Annotated in this window: 14 protein-coding genes; all 14 read left to right on the top strand. The window is 73.1% G+C overall.

The annotated features are described in order from the left end of the window. The first annotated feature begins 18 nt into the window (after nucleotides 1–18). The 14 genes from pyrR to H563_RS0101225 all read left to right on the top strand — a co-directional run bounded on the left by pyrR (nucleotide 19) and on the right by H563_RS0101225 (nucleotide 16,850). The gene (gene pyrR, locus H563_RS0101290; RefSeq protein ID WP_022880822.1) at nucleotides 19–564 is read left to right on the top strand and encodes a bifunctional pyr operon transcriptional regulator/uracil phosphoribosyltransferase PyrR; all 546 of its coding nucleotides are present in this window, start codon (nucleotides 19–21) and stop codon (nucleotides 562–564) included. Beyond that, complete coding sequence (locus H563_RS0101285; protein WP_022880821.1) at nucleotides 564–1,511, top strand: aspartate carbamoyltransferase catalytic subunit; 948 nt, start codon at nucleotides 564–566, stop codon at nucleotides 1,509–1,511. Before pyrR ends, H563_RS0101285 begins: the two co-directional genes overlap by 1 nt. 1 nt (nucleotide 1,512) lies before the next feature. Beyond that, nucleotides 1,513–2,823, top strand: a complete 1,311-nt coding sequence (locus H563_RS0101280; protein WP_022880820.1) for a dihydroorotase — start codon at nucleotides 1,513–1,515, stop codon at nucleotides 2,821–2,823. Next, nucleotides 2,816–3,367, top strand: a complete 552-nt coding sequence (locus H563_RS0101275) for a PH-like domain-containing protein (protein WP_022880819.1) — start codon at nucleotides 2,816–2,818, stop codon at nucleotides 3,365–3,367. Before H563_RS0101280 ends, H563_RS0101275 begins: the two co-directional genes overlap by 8 nt. Before the next feature lies 1 nt (nucleotide 3,368). Next, complete coding sequence (carA, locus tag H563_RS0101270) at nucleotides 3,369–4,574, top strand: glutamine-hydrolyzing carbamoyl-phosphate synthase small subunit (RefSeq protein WP_022880818.1); 1,206 nt, start codon at nucleotides 3,369–3,371, stop codon at nucleotides 4,572–4,574. 8 nt (nucleotides 4,575–4,582) lie between these two features. After that, nucleotides 4,583–7,864 carry a carbamoyl-phosphate synthase large subunit gene (gene carB / locus H563_RS0101265; protein WP_022880817.1) on the top strand — a complete coding sequence of 1,094 codons (3,282 nt, stop codon included), beginning with the start codon at nucleotides 4,583–4,585 and terminating at the stop codon, nucleotides 7,862–7,864. Then, nucleotides 7,861–8,724 (top strand): orotidine-5'-phosphate decarboxylase, encoded by an 864-nt coding sequence (gene pyrF, locus H563_RS18240; RefSeq protein ID WP_022880816.1) that lies wholly within the window; start codon nucleotides 7,861–7,863, stop codon nucleotides 8,722–8,724. Before carB ends, pyrF begins: the two co-directional genes overlap by 4 nt. Next, nucleotides 8,717–9,652 carry a guanylate kinase gene (gmk, locus tag H563_RS0101255; protein ID WP_022880815.1) on the top strand — a complete coding sequence of 312 codons (936 nt, stop codon included), beginning with the start codon at nucleotides 8,717–8,719 and terminating at the stop codon, nucleotides 9,650–9,652. The genes pyrF and gmk overlap by 8 nt, the downstream gene beginning before the upstream one ends. An 81-nt stretch (nucleotides 9,653–9,733) precedes the next feature. Further along, nucleotides 9,734–9,994, top strand: a complete 261-nt coding sequence (gene rpoZ / locus H563_RS0101250) for a DNA-directed RNA polymerase subunit omega (protein WP_022880814.1) — start codon at nucleotides 9,734–9,736, stop codon at nucleotides 9,992–9,994. A gap of 19 nt (nucleotides 9,995–10,013) precedes the next feature. After that, nucleotides 10,014–11,312 (top strand): bifunctional phosphopantothenoylcysteine decarboxylase/phosphopantothenate--cysteine ligase CoaBC, encoded by a 1,299-nt coding sequence (coaBC, locus tag H563_RS0101245; RefSeq protein WP_027478959.1) that lies wholly within the window; start codon nucleotides 10,014–10,016, stop codon nucleotides 11,310–11,312. Between the two features lie 42 nt (nucleotides 11,313–11,354). Continuing rightward, complete coding sequence (gene metK, locus H563_RS0101240) at nucleotides 11,355–12,548, top strand: methionine adenosyltransferase (RefSeq protein ID WP_022880812.1); 1,194 nt, start codon at nucleotides 11,355–11,357, stop codon at nucleotides 12,546–12,548. 16 nt (nucleotides 12,549–12,564) lie between these two features. After that, nucleotides 12,565–14,538 (top strand): primosomal protein N' family DNA-binding protein, encoded by a 1,974-nt coding sequence (locus tag H563_RS0101235; protein WP_022880811.1) that lies wholly within the window; start codon nucleotides 12,565–12,567, stop codon nucleotides 14,536–14,538. 18 nt (nucleotides 14,539–14,556) lie between these two features. Next, the gene (locus tag H563_RS0101230) at nucleotides 14,557–15,477 is read left to right on the top strand and encodes a methionyl-tRNA formyltransferase (protein WP_027478958.1); all 921 of its coding nucleotides are present in this window, start codon (nucleotides 14,557–14,559) and stop codon (nucleotides 15,475–15,477) included. Further along, nucleotides 15,474–16,850, top strand: a complete 1,377-nt coding sequence (locus H563_RS0101225) for an RsmB/NOP family class I SAM-dependent RNA methyltransferase (protein ID WP_022880809.1) — start codon at nucleotides 15,474–15,476, stop codon at nucleotides 16,848–16,850. Before H563_RS0101230 ends, H563_RS0101225 begins: the two co-directional genes overlap by 4 nt. Nucleotides 16,851–16,857: the final 7 nt, after the last annotated feature.

The raw sequence follows: 16,857 nt of genomic DNA, 5'->3' as shown, positions 1-16,857 counted from the left end.
GGAGAAGGGAGTCGGCGGATGAGCGCACGCATCGTGCTCCAGGAAGCTGACATCGCCCGGGCGTTGACTCGGATCTCCCACGAGATCCTGGAGTCCAACCGCGGCACGCAGAATCTGGTGATCCTGGGCATTCCCACCCGCGGCGTCACCCTCGGCCGGCGCATCGCCGCCAACATCGCCCGCATCGAGCCGGGCAGCGACGTCTTCGCCGGCAGCCTCGACGTCACCATGTACCGCGACGACCTGTCACACACCCGCACCCGCACGCCCGGCCGCACCGAGGTGCCCGCCTCCATCGACGGGGCGACCGTGGTGCTGGTCGACGACGTGCTGTTCTCCGGCCGCACCATCCGCGCCGCCCTCGACGCGCTGAACGACATCGGCCGCCCGCGCATCGTGCGGCTCGCCGCACTCGTCGACCGCGGCCACCGCGAGCTGCCGATCCGCGCCGACTTCGTGGGCAAGAACCTGCCCTCCGCCCTCGACGAGCGCATCAACGTGCACGTACGCGAGGTCGACGGCGACGAGTACGTGTCGATCGAGTCGGCGCGAGGGGAGGCGTGATGCGGCACCTGCTGTCGACCAAGGACCTGCGCCGCGACCAGGCCATCGAACTGCTCGACATCGCGGAGGACATGGCGCAGGTGCAGGGCCGGGAGGTCAAGAAGCTGCCCACGCTGCGCGGCAAGACGGTCGTGAACCTGTTCTTCGAGGACTCCACCCGCACCCGCATCAGCTTCGAGGCCGCCGCCAAGCGCCTCTCCGCCGACGTCATCAACTTCAGCGCCAAGGGCTCCAGCGTCTCCAAGGGCGAGAGCCTGAAGGACACCGCCCAGACCCTGCAGGCGATGGGCGCGGACGGCGTCGTCATCCGCCACTCGGCCTCCGGCGCTCCGTTCACCCTCGCCACCAGCGGCTGGATCTCCGCCGGCGTCGTCAACGCGGGCGACGGCATGCACGAGCATCCGACCCAGGCCCTGCTCGACGCGTTCACGATGCGCCGCCGCCTGCACGGCGCGGCCAGCCGCGGCAAGGCGCTCGACGGCGTGGCCGTGACGATCGTCGGCGACATCCTGCACTCGCGCGTCGCTCGCTCCAACGTGTGGCTGCTCGCCACCCTCGGCGCCGAGGTCACCCTCGTGGCGCCGCCGACCCTGCTGCCGGTCGATACGAGCACCTGGCCGGTACAGCTCGAGTACGACCTCGACGCCGCGATCGACGGCCTGCCCGACGTGATCATGATGCTGCGCATCCAGTCGGAGCGCATGAACGCCGCGTTCTTCCCGACCGAGCGCGAGTACGCCCGCACCTGGGGACTCGACGACGAGCGGCTCGCCAGACTGCCCGCGGATACGATCGTGATGCACCCCGGCCCCATGAACCGCGGTCTCGAGATCTCGGCGGCCGCCGCAGACTCGCCCCAGTCCACCGTGCGCGAGCAGGTGGCGAACGGCGTCTCGGTGCGCATGGCCGCCCTGTATCTGCTTCTGGCCGGCGAGGAGGGCGACTGACATGACCGCATACCTGATCACCGGCGCGACGCTGCCGGACGGCACGCGCGCCGACATCCTGATCGAGGACGGCACGATCACCGAGGTGGGCACGGGCCTGACGCGATCGGATGCCTCGCGCATCGACGCCGACGGACTCCTCGCCCTGCCCGGCCTGGTCGACCTGCACACGCACCTGCGGGAGCCGGGCTACGAGCAGTCCGAGACGGTGCTCACCGGTACCCGGGCCGCGGCGGCCGGCGGCTACACGGCGGTGTTCGCGATGGCGAACACCTCGCCCGTCGCCGACACGGCGGGCGTGGTCGAGCAGGTGCTCAGCCTCGGCGAGGCCGCCGGCTACGCCACCGTGCGGCCCATCGGCGCCGTCACCGTGGGGCTCAAGGGGGAGCGGCTGGCCGAGCTCGGCGCGATGGCGACGAGCCGCGCCCGGGTGCGGGTGTTCTCCGACGACGGGTTCTGCGTCGCCGACCCGCTGCTGATGCGCCGCGCCCTCGAATACGTCAAGGCCTTCGACGGGGTGATCGCCCAGCACGCCCAGGAGCCGCGGCTGACCGCCGGCGCCCAGATGAACGAGGGGGTGCTCTCGGGCGAGCTCGGGCTCGCCGGCTGGCCCGCCATGGCGGAGGAGTCGATCATCGCCCGCGACGTGCTGCTCGCCGAGCACGTGGGGAGCCGGCTGCACGTCTGCCACATCTCCACGGCCGGCTCGGTCGACGTGATCCGGTGGGCGAAGGCGCGGGGCATCCGCGTCACCGCCGAGGTCACCCCGCACCACCTGATGCTCACCGAGGACCTCGTGCGCGGCTACGACGCCCGCTACAAGGTGAACCCTCCGCTGCGCACCCGCGACGACGTCGAGGCGCTGCGCGCGGCGCTCGCGGACGGCACGATCGACATCGTCGCCACCGACCACGCCCCGCACCCGGTGGAGGCGAAGGACACCGAGTGGGACGCCGCCGCCAACGGCATGGTCGGGCTCGAGTCGGCGCTCCCGGTCGTGCACGCCGCCGTCGTCGCCGACGGCCGGCTGGAGTGGAGCGACGTCGCCCGGGTGATGAGCGCCAGGCCCGCCGAGATCGGCCGGCTCGACGGCTACGCCGCCGGCATCGCGCCCGGCGCGCCCGCCAACCTGGTGCTGTACGACCCCGAGGCGAGCCGCACCTTCTCCACCGACGACCTGAAGGGCAAGGGCGTGAACTCGCCCTACCTCGGGCTCGAGCTGCCCGGCGCCGTGGTGCACACGCTGCACGACGGCCGCCCCACCGTCGCCGACGGCGAGCTCGTCGACCCCGCGGAGGTGGCCCGTGCCTGAGTGGGCGTCCACGCTGATCGTCCTGGCGGTGCTGCTGCTGGTGTTCCTCGGCATGTGGGCCGGATGGCGCCGCCGGGTGCGGCGCGACGCGGGGCTCGCGCCGGTGCACGAGGTGCCGGCGGGGCTCGGGGAGCCGCGGGCCGAGGCATCCGTGCTCTACGTCGCCACCACGGCGCACGACGCGCCGCTCGAGCGTCTCGCGATCCGCGGGCTCGGCTTCCGCGCCCAGGGGCGGATCGCCGTGTTCGGCGCCGGCGCGCTGATCGAGCTGGACGGCTCCGAGCCGGTCTGGGTCGGCGCAGCCGAGGTCGTCGGCGCCCGGCCCGCCCAGCTCGCCATCGACAAGGCGGTCGAGAAGGACGGCCTGCTGTGCCTCGCCTGGCGCCTCTCGGGCCGCGTCGTCGACTCCTACTTCCGCGTCCGCGAGCCGGAGTCCTCCGGCGCGCTGTACGACGCGATCGCATCCATCTCCACTCCCGCAGGCTTCGAGGGGCAGGCGTCGCCTGCTCCTCAGCCGACGGATCATCACGAAAGCGAGGTCTGACGTGGCAGTTCCCACGCCCGCCGTCCTGGTGCTCGAAGACGGGACCCGCTACGCGGGCCGCGCCTACGGAGCGCAGGGGCGCACCCTCGGCGAGCTCGTCTTCGCCACCGGCATGACCGGCTACCAGGAGACCCTGACCGACCCGTCCTATGCCGGCCAGATCGTCATCCAGACCGCGCCGCACATCGGCAACACCGGCATGAACGACGAAGACATGGAGTCGCGCCGCATCTGGGTCGCCGGCTACGTCGTGCGCGACCCCAGCCGCATCGTCTCCAACCACCGCTCGCAGCGCAGCCTCGACGAGGAGCTCGTCGCCACGGGCATCGTGGGCATCGCGGGCATCGACACGCGGGCCGTCACCCGCCACATCCGCGACCTCGGCGCCATGCGCGCGGGCATCTTCTCCGGCGAGGACGCGGGGCTGTCGGAGGAGCAGCAGCTCGACATCGTGCGCAGCGGCCGCGAGATGAGCGGCCTGAACCTCTCGGCCGAGGTCTCGGTGACGGATGCCGCGGTGACCGCCGCCGTAGGGGAGAAGATCGGCAACCTCGCCGTGCTCGACCTGGGCGTCAAGCAGTCCACGATCGACAACCTCGCCCGCCGCGGCTTCGAGGTGCACGTGCTGCCGGCGACCTCCACGCTCGAGCAGATCCTCGCCGTCGACCCGGTGGCCGTGTTCTACTCCAACGGCCCCGGCGACCCGGCGGCCTCCGACAGCCAGGTCGAGGTGCTGCGCGGCGTGCTCGACGAGGGGCTGCCGTTCTTCGGCATCTGCTTCGGCAACCAGCTGCTCGGCCGCGCGCTGGGGCTCGAGACCTACAAGCTGCCGTTCGGCCACCGCGGCATCAACCAGCCGGTCATCGACCGCAGCACCGGCAAGGTCGAGATCACCGCGCACAACCACGGATTCGCCGTCAAGGCTCCGCTCGACGGGCCGTTCGAGTCGCCGAACGGCTACGGGCGCCTCGAGGTCAGCCACGTCGACCTGAACGACGACGTCGTCGAGGGGCTCAACGCCCTCGACATCCCCGCCTTCTCGGTGCAGTACCACCCGGAGGCGGCCGCCGGCCCGCACGACGCCAACTACCTGTTCGATCGATTCGCGGACCTCGTGCGCACGCACGCGGGCCGCGGGTCGAGTAGCGGCGACGCCGCGTATCGAGACCCAGTGATCTCGCCCGACTCCCACCGGAAGGACGCGTAACCACCGACATGCCCAAGCGCGACGACATCAACAGCGTCCTCGTCATCGGCTCCGGCCCGATCGTGATCGGCCAGGCCGTCGAGTTCGACTACTCCGGAACCCAGGCCTGCCGCGTGCTGCGCGCCGAAGGGGTGCGCGTCATCCTCGTGAACTCCAACCCGGCGACCATCATGACCGACCCGGACTTCGCCGACGCGACCTACGTCGAGCCGATCAGCCCCGAGGTGATCGAGACGATCATCGCCAAGGAGAAGCCCGACGCGATCCTGCCCACCCTGGGCGGCCAGACCGCGCTGAACGCCGCCATGCAGCTGCACGAGCGCGGCATCCTCGACAAGTACGGCGTCGAGCTGATCGGCGCGAAGGTCGACGCCATCCGCAAGGGCGAGGATCGCCAAGCGTTCAAGGAGTTGGTCGTCGCGGCCGGCGCCGACGTCGCCCGCTCGCACATCGCGCACACCGTCGAGGAGGCGAAGGAGTTCGCCAAGGACCTCGGCTACCCGCTCGTGGTGCGGCCCTCGTTCACCATGGGCGGCCTCGGCTCGGGCTTCGCCTACACCGAGGAGGAGCTCGTCCGCATCGCCGGCGCGGGTCTGCACGACAGCCCCACCCACGAGGTGCTGCTCGAGGAGTCGATCCTCGGCTGGAAGGAGTACGAGCTCGAGCTGATGCGCGACCAGGCCGACAACACGGTCGTGGTCTGCTCCATCGAGAACGTCGACCCGGTCGGCGTGCACACGGGCGACTCGATCACGGTCGCCCCGGCGCTCACGCTCACCGACCGCGAGTACCAGAACCTGCGCAACATCGGCATCGACATCATCCGCTCCGTCGGGGTGGACACCGGCGGCTGCAACATCCAGTTCGCCGTCGACCCGGCCACCGGGCGCGTCATCGTCATCGAGATGAACCCGCGCGTCTCGCGCTCCTCCGCGCTCGCGTCCAAGGCGACCGGCTTCCCGATCGCGAAGATCGCCGCGAAGCTCGCCATCGGCTACCGGCTCGACGAGATCCCCAACGACATCACCAAGGTCACCCCGGCGAGCTTCGAGCCGACGCTCGACTACATCGTCGTGAAGGTGCCCCGCTTCGCGTTCGAGAAGTTCCCCGCCGCCGACCCGACGCTGACCACCACCATGAAGTCGGTCGGCGAGGCGATGGCGATCGGGCGCAACTTCAGCACCGCTCTGCAGAAGGCGCTGCGCAGCCTCGAGAAGCGCGGCTCGTCTTTCCACTGGGGGGAGGAGCCGCGCTCGGCGGAGGAGCTGCTCGAGGCGGCGAAGACCCCGACCGACGGCCGGATCGTGCTCGTGCAGCAGGCGCTGCGGAAGGGCGCATCCGTTCAGGACGCGTTCGAGGCGACCAAGATCGACCCGTGGTTCCTCGACCAGATCGCGCAGATCAACGAGGTGGCCGACGACATCGCCGCGGCCGCGACCCTCGACACCGCGACGATGCGCTGGGCGAAGGAGCACGGGTTCTCGGACGCGCAGATCGGCGAGCTGCGGGGCCTGCGCGAGTCGGATGCGCGCGAGGTTCGGCACATCCTCGGCGTGCGGCCCGTGTACAAGACGGTGGACACCTGCGCCGGCGAGTTCCCCGCGCTCACCCCCTACCACTACTCGAGCTACGACCAGGAGACCGAGGTCGAGCCGAGCCGGAGGCGCAAGGTCGTCATCCTCGGCTCCGGCCCGAACCGCATCGGGCAGGGCGTCGAGTTCGACTACTCCTGCGTGCACGCCTCGTTCGCCCTGCACGACGCGGGCTTCGAGACGATCATGATCAACTGCAACCCCGAGACCGTCTCGACCGACTACGACACGAGCGACCGGCTGTACTTCGAGCCGCTCACGCTCGAGGACGTGCTCGAGGTCATCCACGCCGAGTCGCAGTCCGGCGAGCTGGTCGGCGTCATCGTGCAGCTCGGCGGCCAGACCGCGCTCGGCCTCGCCAAGGGGCTCGAGGAGGCGGGCGTGCCGATCCTCGGCACCAGCCCGTCGGCGATCGACCTCGCCGAGGAGCGCGGCCTGTTCGCGCAGATCCTCGAGCAGGCCCAGCTGCTCGCGCCCCGCAACGGCACCGCGTACGACCTCGCGGGCGCGCAGCAGGTGGCGGCGCAGATCGGATACCCCGTGCTCGTGCGCCCCAGCTACGTGCTCGGCGGCCGCGGCATGGAGATCGTGTTCTCCGAGGAGCAGCTCGTCGACTACTTCGGCCGCATCGGCGACCAGGGAATCGTCGGCCCGAGCCATCCGCTTCTCGTCGACCGGTTCCTCGACGACGCGACCGAGATCGACGTCGACGCGCTGTACGACGGCGAGCGGCTGTACATCGGCGGCGTGATGGAGCACATCGAGGAGGCGGGCGTGCACTCCGGCGACTCGAGCTGCACCCTGCCGCCGGTCACCCTGGGCCGCACCGACATCGCCAAGGTCGTCGAGGCGACGCGGAAGATCGCCGAGGGCGTCGGCGTGCGCGGCCTGCTCAACGTGCAGTTCGCCATCGGCGCCGGCGTGCTCTACGTGCTCGAGGCGAACCCGCGCGCGAGCCGCACGGTGCCGTTCGTCTCCAAGGCGCTCGGCATCCCGCTCGCCAAGGCGGCCAGCCGCGTGATGACGGGCGAGTCGATCGACGCGCTGATCGCCGAGGGGCTGCTGCCGGAGGCCGACGGATCGATCGTGCCGCTCGACGCCCCGGTCGCGGTCAAGGAGGCGGTGCTGCCGTTCAAGCGCTTCCGCACCCGCGACGGGCAGGTCGTCGACTCGCTGCTCGGGCCGGAGATGCGCTCCACCGGCGAGGTGATGGGCATCGACCGCGACTTCCCGCGGGCGTTCGCCAAGAGCCAGGCGGCCGCCTACGGCGGCATCCCCGAATCGGGCACGGTGTTCGTCTCGGTCGCCGACCGCGACAAGCGGGCCGTCGTGCTGCCCGTGCTGCGCCTGACCGAGCTCGGCTACCGGGTGGTCGCGACCGAGGGCACGGGCGAGGTGCTCGCCCGCAACGGCATCGCGAGCGAGACGGTGCGCAAGTACAGCGAGACCGACAAGCCGGGCGAGTCGGTCGTCGACATGCTGAACCGCGGCGAGGTGGACATGGTGATCAACACCCCCACCGGCGGTGCCGCCCGCCACGACGGCTACGAGATCCGCGCCGCGGCGGTCGCCGCCGACAAGCCGCTGTTCACCACGATCAGCGAGCTGTCCGCGGCGGTCGGCTCGATCGAGGCGGTGCGCCGCGGCTTCGACGTGAAGAGCCTGCAGGACTACCAGCGGGAAAGGGACGCGCGATGACCGATCTGTCGTTCGGGGGAGTGCTGCACTCGGCGATCGAGGCGTTCGGCCCGCTGTGCGTCGGCATCGACCCGCACGACTTCCTGCTCGAGCAGTGGGGCCTGCCCTCCTCGGCCGCGGGCGTGCGCGAGTTCGGGCTGCGCGCGGTCGACGCCGCCGCCGGGCGCGCCGGCGTGGTGAAGCCGCAGGTCGCCTTCTTCGAGCGGTTCGGCTCGGCCGGGTTCGCCGCGCTGGAGGAGGTGCTCGCCTCCGCCCGCGCGGCGGGGATCATCACGATCGCCGACGCCAAGCGCGGCGACATCGGCACCACCCTGGCCGGCTACGCGGAGGCGTGGCTCACCCCGGGCAGCCCGCTCGAGGCCGACGCCGTCACCCTGAACCCGTTCCAGGGCGTCGGCTCGCTCGCCGACGCGCTGCGGTACGCCGTCGACAACGGCAAGGGCGCGTTCGTGCTCGCCGCCACGAGCAACCCCGAGGCCCGCCGGATACAGAATGCCCAGATCAGCGGCCCGCTTGCGACGGTTACGGTCTCTCGTGCCATCATCGATGATGTGACCGCATTCAATGCGAGCAGCACCGGCGCCGCCGCCGTGGGTTCGATCGGCGTCGTACTGGGCGCCACGGTCGATCTCCCCGGCTCCGGCATCGACGTGCACGCCGCCCACGCGCCCGCGCTGCCGGTGCTCGCCCCCGGCTTCGGCCATCAGGGCGCGCTGGCCACGCGCGTGCGCGAGCTGTTCGGCGCGCTCACCCCGTTCACGCTCGTCAGCGAGTCGCGCAGCCTGCTTCAGGCCGGCCCGGCCGGCCTGGCCCCGGCCATCGAGGAGCGCGCCGCGGAACTGCGAGCGGCCCTTGTCTGAGGCCCGCGCCGCGCAGACCGCGACCAGCCGGCCCACCCCGCCCGAGGTGGACCGCGTCGCGGCATCCCGCGCCGCCGTCGCCGCGCGCCGCGCCCGCGCCGCCCTGAAAGCGCAGATCGCATCGGGGGAGCGCACTCCCGAGTCGGTGCTCGACCAGGGCGCCCGCGAACCCGACGGCCCTGCTGGCACGCTGCGGGTCACCGACTTCCTGCTCTCCATCCCCGCCATCGGCGTCACGAAGATGAACGCGACGCTCGAGAAGCTGCAGATCTCCCCGGTCAAGCGCGTCGGCGGCCTCGGCCGGCACCAGCGCGAGCGGCTGCGGGAGTTCCTGCGCGAGCGGGCCAAGCTGTCCTCGCGCAGCCGCGGCAAGAGCCGCCTGGTCGTGCTCGCCGGGCCGACGGCCGTCGGCAAGGGCAGCGTCTCCGCCTACATCCGCGAGCACTACCCCGAGGTGCACTTCTCCGTTTCCGCGACCACCCGCAAGCCGCGGCCGGGCGAGATCGACGGCGTGCACTACTACTTCGTCGACGATGCCGAGTTCGATCGGATGATCCGTGACGGCGAGCTGCTGGAGTGGGCGGTCGTGCACAACCAGAGCCGCTACGGCACCCCCCGCGGGCCGGTGCAGCGCGCGCTCGACGAGGGCCGCAGCGTGCTGCTGGAGATCGACCTGCAGGGCGCCCGCCAGGTGCGCCGCGCGATGCCGGAGGCGACCCTCGTCTTCCTCGCCCCGCCCAGCTGGGACGAACTGGTGCGGCGGCTCATCGGCCGCGGCACCGAGACCAGCGACGAGCAGCAGCGGCGCCTGGAGACCGCGAAGGTCGAGCTGGCCGCCGAGCACGAGTTCGACAAGACCGTCGTCAACGCGAGCGTGCCGGAGGCCGCCCGCGAGGTCGTAGAATTGATGGCACTGCCCTCGCACTGATCGCAGTTCCGTCCCGCCGCCGACAGCGGCGCCGCGCGCCCGAGGGCGCAGCAGACTTCCCATCCCCGACAGGAGGACCCCATGGCCACGTCCCAGAAGGGCATCATCGATCCGCCCATCGACGAGCTGCTCAGCAAGGTCGAGTCGAAGTACGCGCTGGTGATCTTCGCCAGCAAGCGCGCCCGCCAGATCAACGACTACTACGCCGACCTGCACGAGGGCAGCCTGTTCGACAACGTCGGCCCGCTGGTCGACTCGTCCGTGGACGACAAGCCGCTGTCCGTCGCGCTGCACGAGATCAACGAGAACAAGCTCGTCCTCAAGCCCGCCGCCGCCGAGTAGAGACCTCAGGCCAGCCGCAGTGACTCCAGATGCCGCCGGGCCCCGCGCGACGATCGTCGTCGGGGTGACCGGCGGCATCGCCGCATACAAGGCCGTCTCGCTGGTGCGCACGCTCGTGCTCGCCGGGCACGACGTGCACGTCGTGCCGACCGAGGCGGCGCTGCGCTTCGTCGGCGCCCCCACCTGGGAGGCGATCAGCCGCAACCCGGTCACGACGCAGCTCTACGAGGGCGTCGACCAGGTGCGCCACGTGGCCCTCGGCCAGCTGGCCGAGCTGATCGTCATCGCCCCCGCCACCGCCAACACGCTCGCCAAGCTCGCGCACGGCCTCGTCGACGACCTGCTGACCAACACGGTGCTCGCCTCCAACGCCCCGGTCGTCGTGGCGCCGGCGATGCACACCGAGATGTGGCGCAACGCCGCCACCCAGGCCAACGTCGCCACCCTGCGCGAGCGCGGAGTGACATTCGTCGGGCCGGCGAGCGGCCGCCTCACCGGCAACGACACCGGCGCCGGCCGCATGGCCGAGCCCGACGAGATCGCCGAGACCGCCCTCGCCGCGCTGAAGCGGCGCGGCCGCGGCCCCCGGTCGCGGCGGGCGAGAATCGACGAGGCATCCGATGCCGGCCGCCTCGACCTCGACGGCCTGCGCCTCGTCGTCACGGCCGGCGGCACACGCGAGCCGTTCGACCCGGTGCGGTTCCTCGGCAACCGGTCCTCGGGCAAGCAGGGCATGGCCATCGCCGCCGCCGCCGCCGCGCGCGGGGCATCCGTCACGCTCATCGCCGCCAACATCGGCACCGACGCGCTGCCGGCGACCATCGACGTGGTCGACGTGAGCACGACCCTCGAGCTCGAGAAGGCCGTGACGGATGCCGCGGCCGGCGCCGACGCCGTCGTGATGGCCGCCGCGGTGGCCGACTACCGCCCCGCGCAGGTGCAGCAGGGCAAGATCAAGAAGGAGCACACCGGGGAACGGCTCACGGTCGAGTTCGTGGTGAACCCCGACATCCTCGCCGAGCTGTCCGCGGCCAAGCGGGAGGGGCAGACCGTGATCGGCTTCGCCGCCGAGACCGAATCCGACCCGGCCACGCTGCTCGAACTGGGGCGGAAGAAGATCGCGCGCAAGGGCTGCGACTTCCTCGTCGTCAACAACGTGGGGTGGAACCACGGGTTCGCCACAGACGACAACGACATCGTCGTGCTGAACAGGGCCGGCGATATAGTGATGGAGGCCTCGGGGAGCAAGCTCTCCGTGGCCGATCGGATCCTCGACGCGACGCTTTCCGGCCGCGAGGAATCCACCCGTCACGCCTGACGCGCCGTTCGGCGCGGCGGCCCGACCCCGAAAGGGAACGCGATGACCGAGCTGCGCCTGTTCACCTCCGAGTCGGTGACCGAGGGGCACCCCGACAAGATCTGCGACCAGATCTCCGACGGCATCCTCGACGCCCTGCTCACCGCCGACCCGGCCTCACGGGTCGCGGTCGAGACGATGGTGACGACGGGCCTGGTGCACGTGGCCGGCGAGGTGACCACCTCCGGCTACGTCGAGATCCCGCAGATCGTGCGCGACACCATCACCGGCATCGGCTACACCTCCTCCGACGTCTGGTTCGACGGCCGCAGCTGCGGGGTGTCCATCTCGATCGGCTCGCAGTCGCCCGACATCGCCCAGGGCGTCGACGACGCGTACGAGACCCGCGAGGAGGCCAGCGTCGACGCGCTCGACCGGCAGGGCGCCGGCGACCAGGGCATCATGTTCGGCTTCGCCACCACCGAGACCCCGCAGCTCATGCCGCTGCCGATCTGGCTCTCGCACCGGCTCTCCGAGCGTCTCGCCGAGGTGCGCAAGACGGGCGTGCTCGACTTCCTGCGGCCCGACGGCAAGACGCAGGTGACCGTCGGCTACGACGGCTTCACCCCCAAGACCATCGACACGGTCGTGCTCTCCACCCAGCACTCGCCCGAGATCTCGATGCCGGCGCTGCGCGAGGCCGTCGCCGAGACCGTGATCCGGCCCGTGCTCGAGACCGTCGACCTCGACACGTCGAACGTCCGCATGCTGATCAACCCGACCGGCAAGTTCGAGATCGGCGGCCCGCACGGCGACGCCGGCCTCACCGGCCGCAAGATCATCGTCGACACCTACGGCGGCGCGAGCCGGCACGGTGGCGGCGCGTTCAGCGGCAAGGACCCGTCGAAGGTCGACCGCTCCGCCGCCTACGCCATGCGCTGGGTGGCCAAGAACGCCGTCGCCGCGGGCTTCGCCGACCGGCTCGAGGTGCAGGTCGCGTACGCGATCGGCTCGGCGCACCCGGTCGGCCTGTACGTGGAGACCTTCGGCACCGCCAAGCTGCCGGAGGAGCAGATCATCCGCGCCATCCGCGAGGTGTTCGACCTGCGCCCCGCGGCGATCATCCGCGACCTCGACCTGCTGCGCCCGATCTACGCGCAGACCGCGAGCTACGGCCACTTCGGCCGCGAGCTGCCCGACTTCGGGTGGGAGAAGCTCGACCGCGTCGACGCGCTGCGGTCGGCCGTCGGCTTCTGACGGGCGGCGACGGGGCGTGGCATCCGTCGCGCGCGTCCTGATCGACTCGCCCCTGCCGCAGCTCGACCGGCTGTTCGACTACGCCATCCCGCCGGCGCTGGCCGAACAGGCCGTCCCCGGCGTGCGGGTGACGGTGCCGCTCAAGAGCGAGCGGCGGGTCGCCGACGGGCTGATCGTCGAGGTCGGCGACGACAGCGCCTTCGCGGGCGCCCTCGCCCCGCTCGAGGGCGTCGTCTCCGCGGCCCGCGTGCTCGCACCGGAGGTGTGGGCGCTGGCCAGGCGGGTCGCCGACCGCCAGGCGGGCAGCGCGAGCGACGTGCTGCGCCTGGCGATCCCGCCGCGCTCCGTCGCCGTGGAGAAGAAGTGGCTGGAGCGCGGCGCGCCCTCCGAGCTGCCGCAGGCGGTGCATCCGATCGACGGCTACGGGGCCGGGGTCGTCGAGGGCGCGATCGAGGGCGCTGAGCGGATCGCGCTGCGCTCGCTGCCGGGCGTCGCGCGGCTGCCCGACGGCCGTTGGGCCGGGCGCTGGGCGGTCACGCTCGCCCAGGCGGCGGCGGCCACGCTCGCCCGCGGTCGGAGCGCGATCCTCGCGGTGCCCGACTACCGCGACCTCGAGCAGCTGGAGGCGGCGCTGGCCGCCGTCGCCCCGCCCGCCGCGATCGCCTCCCTCGACGCGAAGCGCACCAACGCGCAGCGCTACGCCGCGTTCCTCTCCTGCCTCGGCGACGAGCCGCGCATCATCGTCGGCAACCGCTCGGCCGTGTACGCGCCGGCCCGCCGCCTCGGCCTCATCGCCCTGTACGACGACGGCGACCCCCTGTTCGCCGAACCGCTCGCGCCCTACGCCCACGCCCGCGACGTCGCCTTGATCCGGCAGGAGCAGCAGGGCGGCGCGCTCCTGTTCGCCGGGCACACCCGCTCGGTCGAGGTGCAGCGGCTCGTCGAGCTGCGGTTCCTGCGCGACGTGGCGCCGGACCCGGTCGTCACGCCGAAGGTGGTGCTCACCGCCGCGCAGGGCGCCGGCGGCGAGGGCGGGCGGATGCCCAGCACGGCGTTCCGCGCGGCGGGGGAGGCGCTCACCCGCGGCCCCGTGCTGGTGCAGGTCGCCCGGCCCGGCTACGTGTCGCTGCTCGCCTGCCGCCGCTGCGGTCAGGCCGCGCGCTGCACGGTCTGCCAGGGGCCGCTGCGCATCCCCGCCGCGGGCCGCGCGCCGGCCTGCGCCTGGTGCGGCGCCCTCGCCGGGCACTGGGCGTGCTCGGCGTGCGGGCACGACGGCTTCCGGATGGTGACCCGCGGCTCGGGCCGCACCGCCGAGGAGCTCGGCCGCGCCTTCCCCGGCGCGCGCGTCGTGGTGAGCGACGGGGAGCGTCCGCTCACCCGCCTCGACGGCGCGCCGCGCACCCTGGTCGTCGCGACCCGGGGCGCCGAACCGCTCGCCGACGGCGGGTACGCGGCGGTCGTGCTGCTCGACGGCGATCGGATGCTGCAGCGCGAGGGCCTGCACGTCGGCGACGACTGCCTGCGCTGGTGGTCGAACGCGGCGGCGCTGGCGGCGCCCGGCGCCCCGACGGTCCTCGTCGGCGTCGGCGGCGCGCTCGCCCAGTCCCTCGCCCTGTGGCAGCAGCCCGGCTGGGCGGCCGCGCAGCTCGCCGACCGTCGCGCCCTCGGGTTCCCGCCGGCGGTGCGCATCGCATCCGTCACGGGGAAGCCGGAGGTGGTGGCCCGCGCGCTCGAGGCGCTCGACGGCGTGCCGATCCGCGACGTGCTGGGGCCCGCACCCGTCGAGCCCGAGGGGCCCAGGGCGCGGGACGACGGGCTGGTTCGCGCCGTGGTGCGCTTCGACTACGCGGCCGGGCAGGAGGTCGCGACCGCGCTGCGCGGAGCGATCGTGCGCCAGGCGACCGGGGGCAGGCGCCCGCCCGCCGGCGATCGGCGACGCCGCCCGGCGCCCACGCTGCGGGTGCGGTTCGACGACCCAGATATCCTGTAGCGGATGCCCGCACCTTCCCTGCGCCTCGTGTTCGCCGGAACCCCGCCCGTGGCGGTGCCCGCCCTCGACGCCCTCGCCGCGTCGCGCCACGAGATCGCCGCCGTGCTCACCCGCGACGACGCGCCGCTCGGCCGCAAGCGGGTGATGACCCCCTCGCCCGTCGCCGCGCGCGCCGCCGAGCTCGGACTCGAGGTGATCAAGGCGAACCGGCCCCGCGAGGCCGAGACCGACGCCGTGCGCGCGCTCGCCCCCGACCTCGGCGTGGTCGTCGCCTACGGCGCCCTGCTGCGGCCGGCGATGCTCACCGCCCCGCGGCTCGGCTGGGTCAACCTGCACTTCTCCCTGCTGCCGCGCTGGCGCGGCGCCGCCCCCGTGCAGCGCGCGGTGATGGCCGGCGACCGCGAGACGGGCTCGGCGGTGTTCCGGCTCGTGGAGGAGCTCGACGCGGGCGACGTCTTCTCGCTCGAGCATCGCCCGATCGGCCCCGACGAGACCGCGGGCGAGGTGCTCGCCGCCCTCGCCGGGACCGGCGCCGCGCAGCTGGCCGGAGTCGTCGACGCCCTCGCCGACGGCACCGCCCGCGCCGAGCCGCAGCGCGGCGAGGTCACGCTCGCCCCCAAGCTCACGCTCGACGACGCGCACCTCCGGCTGAGGGATGCGGGCGACGCGGTGTACGCGCAGCTGCGCGGGGTCACCCCCGAGCCGGGCGCGTTCGTGCTGCTCGACGGCGAGCGGTTCAAGATCCACGCCGCCCGGCTCGCCCGCGGCGCCGAACGGCTGGAGCCCGGCCGCATCGGGCTCTCCGGCGGCCGGGTGTACCTCGGCACCGGCACGCATCCGCTGCAGCTGGTGACCGTGCAGCCAGCCGGCCGCAAGCCCATGCCGGCCGCCGACTGGTGGCGCGGCCTGCAGCGCCCCGACGAGGCGAGGGCGGAATGAGGGCGCCGACGGGGCCGACCGCCCGCCTGGTCGCCTTCGACGTGCTCTCGGCGGTGCGCGACTCCGACGCGTACGCCAACCTGCTGCTGCCGGTGCGCATCGAGCGCGCCCGGCTCTCGCCTGCCGACGCGGGCCTCGCGACCGAGCTGACCTACGGCACGCTGCGCCTGCGCGGCTACTACGACGCCGTCATCCGGCAGGCGGCCGGGCGGGAGCTGGACCAGATCGACCCGCCCGTGGCCGACCTGCTGCGCCTCGGCGCCCACCAGCTGCTGTCGATGCGCGTGCCGAGCCACGCCGCCGTGAACGAGACGGTGCGCCTGGCCGCGCAGACGCTCGGGCGCAGCAAGACCGGATTCGTGAACGCGGTGCTGCGCAACATCGCCCGCACCGCGCCGGAGAAGTGGCGGGCGCGGGTCGCAGCCGCCGCCGACGGCGACGACCGGATCGCCGCCCTCACCTCGCACCCCGCCTGGATCGTGCGCGCGTTCCGGCAGGCGCTCACGGCGGAGCGGCGCCGCGGAGGCGACGTCGAGGCAGAGCTGCAGCAGCTGCTCGACGCGGACAATGCCGCGCCCCGGGTGAACCTTGTCGCGCTGCCCGGGGTCGGCGAGGTTCCCGAGGAGGCCGAGCCGGACCGCTTCTCGCCGTACGGATTCACCCTGCCGGGAGACCCGTTCCCGCGGGTGCGCGCCTCCCGCGGCACGCTGCGGGTGCAGGACGAGGGCTCCCAGCTCGCCGCGCTGGCGCTGGTCGCCGCCCGGCCCGTGGAGGCGGGCGAGCAGTGGCTCGACCTGTGCGCCGGGCCCGGCGGCAAGGCGGCGCTGCTCGGCGCCGAGGCGCTGCGCGGGGGAGCGCGCCTGCTCGCGAACGAGGTCGTGCCCGCCCGGGTCGGACTCGTGCGCAACGCGGTCGCTCCCGTCGCCGACGCCGTCGAGGTCGTGGAGGGCGACGGGCGGGCCTTCGGCGACACCCACCGCGGGCGGTTCGACCGCATCCTGCTGGACGCACCGTGCACGGGCCTCGGCGCGCTGCGCCGCCGTCCCGAGGCGCGCTGGCGCAAGCATCCGCGCGACGTCGCCGAGCTCACGCGCCTGCAGGCCGCGCTGCTCGACTCGGCCATCCGCGCGCTGAAGCCCGGCGGAGTGCTCGCCTACGTGACCTGCTCGCCGCACCTGGGCGAGACGCGGGTGGCGATCGCCGACGCGCTCAAGCACCATCCGGGCGAGCTCGACGAGCTGCCGACGCAGGAGATCGTGCAGTCGACGGCCGCGGCGCCGCTCGAGCTGGCCGGCGACCCGGCGCAGGCGCAGCTGTGGCCGCACCGGCACGGCACCGACGCGATGTTCATCGCGCTGCTGCAGAAGCGGTAGTCGGAAG

It is taken from the genome of Gryllotalpicola ginsengisoli DSM 22003 (assembly GCF_000419445.1).
GTDB lineage: Bacteria > Actinomycetota > Actinomycetes > Actinomycetales > Microbacteriaceae > Gryllotalpicola > Gryllotalpicola ginsengisoli.
This window is presented reverse-complemented; position numbering and strand designations above follow the sequence as displayed.

Bases quoted from the DNA above. Each gene is read 5' to 3' on its own strand.
- pyrR (WP_022880822.1), top strand. From the start codon at position 19: ATGAGCGCACGCATCGTGCTCCAGGAAGCTGACATCGCCCGGGCGTTG.
- H563_RS0101285 (WP_022880821.1), top strand. From the start codon at position 564: ATGCGGCACCTGCTGTCGACCAAGGACCTGCGCCGCGACCAGGCCATC.
- H563_RS0101280 (WP_022880820.1), top strand. From the start codon at position 1,513: ATGACCGCATACCTGATCACCGGCGCGACGCTGCCGGACGGCACGCGC.
- carB (WP_022880817.1), top strand. From the start codon at position 4,583: ATGCCCAAGCGCGACGACATCAACAGCGTCCTCGTCATCGGCTCCGGC.
- pyrF (WP_022880816.1), top strand. From the start codon at position 7,861: ATGACCGATCTGTCGTTCGGGGGAGTGCTGCACTCGGCGATCGAGGCG.
- rpoZ (WP_022880814.1), top strand. From the start codon at position 9,734: ATGGCCACGTCCCAGAAGGGCATCATCGATCCGCCCATCGACGAGCTG.
- metK (WP_022880812.1), top strand. From the start codon at position 11,355: ATGACCGAGCTGCGCCTGTTCACCTCCGAGTCGGTGACCGAGGGGCAC.
- H563_RS0101225 (WP_022880809.1), top strand. From the start codon at position 15,474: ATGAGGGCGCCGACGGGGCCGACCGCCCGCCTGGTCGCCTTCGACGTG.